Raw genomic sequence first — 2,261 nt, forward strand, 5'->3', positions numbered from 1 at the left:
ATAAAACTGAATAGTGGAATCCTCGAATTGTCTCCGCAGTGTGGAGACAATTCAGCCAGATTGATACATTGTGCAGACACTGTCTGCATAATCCCTGAAAAGTCCCAGATAGAGACCTTTAGGTGCCATTTTGAGACCGTGAAATATGGATAGCACCACCGAATCGATATTCCAAAACGATATGATCGCCCGCCTGCAAGCCAAAGGCTGGCTACTGGGCAGTGGCGACCAGTACGACCGGGAAACGGCGTTGTATACCAGCGATGTGCTGGATTTTGTGAAGAACACCCAGCCGAAGGAATGGCAGAAATTCTGCAAAAGCTTCCCGATGGATTCGGAACAGCATTTTATCAGCCATCTGGTCAACCAGTTAAAGAAAGCCGACGCTAATGCCATTGATAAGGAGCTTCGCAGCTTTGGCACACTGGGCGTATTGCGTCATGGTTTGAAGATTCGCAATGCCCGGTTCTCCCTGTGCCAGTTTATGCCGGAACATACCCTGAACCCGGATACGCTGGCCCGCTATAAAGAAAACCGTTGTCGTGTGGTGCCGGAGCTTGTTTATTCGCCTTATGTCAATCTTGTCCCCCCATCCCAACCTTCCCCCGAGGGGGAAGGCGTCGACGCACATCTGGCAGAAACCGGTAAAAAAGCCAAGGCATGGCGCATTGATCTGGTGTTGTTTATCAACGGTTTGCCCGTGGCAACGCTGGAGCTGAAATCGGAATTCAAACAGGCCATCGAAAACGCTAAACGACAATATCAAAAGACCCGTCTGCCCAAAGACCCGGAAACCGGCAAGCCGGAACCGTTGCTGACTTTTAAACGGGGTGCGCTGGTGCATTTCGCCGTGAGTCAGTACGAAGTGTATATGGCGACTAAACTGGCGGGCAGCGATACCTTCTTTCTGCCGTTTAACAAAGGCACGGCGGAAGGCGGTGCTGGCAATGATACACCAGAAGACAAGAATGAATACGCCACCGAATACCTGTGGAACGAGGTACTGCTGCCCGATAACCTGCTGAATATTATCGGTCGGTTTGTGCATTTGCAGATCGAAGAGAAGGAAGACTGGGAAGGCCGCAAGTCGAAAAAGGAAACCCTGATCTTTCCCCGTTATCACCAGTGGGATGTAGTCACCAAGCTGATTGCAGCGGCCAGGGCGGAAGGCACAGGCAACAAGTATCTGGTGCAGCACAGTGCCGGTTCCGGTAAATCCAACTCCATTGCCTGGACTGCCCACCAGCTTTCCACTCTTTATGATGACGAAGGCAATAAGCAGTTCCATTCGGTGATAGTCATTACCGACCGAACCGTGCTGGACGATCAGCTACAAGACACCATTTACCAGTTTGAACACGCCGACGGTGTAGTGGGGCGTATCAACAAAAAAGAAGGCGATGGCTCCAAGTCGGAGAAGCTGGCAGCGGCCCTGGAGAGTGCTCAACCGATTATTATTGTCACCATCCAAACCTTCCCTTATGTATTGGCGGCCATTGAGAACAGTACCAGACTGAAGGAACGCCGTTACGCCGTGATTGCCGACGAAGCTCATTCGTCACAAACCGGCTCCACCGCCCGCAAGCTGAAAGAAGTGTTGATGGTGGAGGGTGTCTCTTCTGATAAAGAGTATGGGGATGAGGACAAAGAACTGTCTTCAGAAGATATGCTGGACGCAACCATTGCCTCACGCCGGGGCAGCAGCAACCTGAATTACTATGCGTTCACTGCGACACCCAAGGCGAAAACTCTGGAGTTGTTTGGTCGCCTGCCCAAGCCCAATGAGCCTGCTTCCAAGAAGAACCTGCCCGAAGCCTTCCATGTGTACTCCATGCGCCAGGCCATTGAGGAAGGCTTTATTCTCGACGTGCTGAAAAACTACACCAACTACAAGGTGGCTTATCAGCTGGCCCAAAAAATAGAGGCCAAGGACGAAGAGGTAGACAGCAAAAAAGCCAAGGTGAAACTCAACCGCTGGGTGCGGCTCCATGAGTACAATATTTCCCAAAAAGTAAAAGTCATCATCGAGCACTACAAAGAGCATGTCATGGGCTTGCTGGGTGGTCAGGCCAAGGCGATGGTGGTCACCAGTTCCCGTAAGGAAGCAGTGCGTTATAAGTTGGCGTTTGATAAATATCTTTCAGAGCACAACAGTTCGATCGCCGTGATGATTGCCTTCTCCGGCGAGGTGGAATTTCACAAAGACGACCCGGACAGCGCTGCTCTGCTGGACCAAAAATTTACTGAAACCGCTATGAACC

1 protein-coding gene is annotated in these 2,261 nt (G+C 51.1%); it reads left to right on the plus strand.

Annotation, left to right across the window (positions count from 1 at the left end):
* Nucleotides 1-145: 145 nt before the first annotated feature.
* Nucleotides 146-2,261 (plus strand): type I restriction endonuclease subunit R (locus tag KDK19_RS18660; protein WP_257292586.1); only part of this gene is annotated, 2,116 nt, incomplete at its 3' end.

Source organism: Endozoicomonas sp. ONNA1, from assembly GCF_024606325.1.
In the GTDB taxonomy this organism is placed as follows: Bacteria; Pseudomonadota; Gammaproteobacteria; order Pseudomonadales; family Endozoicomonadaceae; genus Endozoicomonas_A.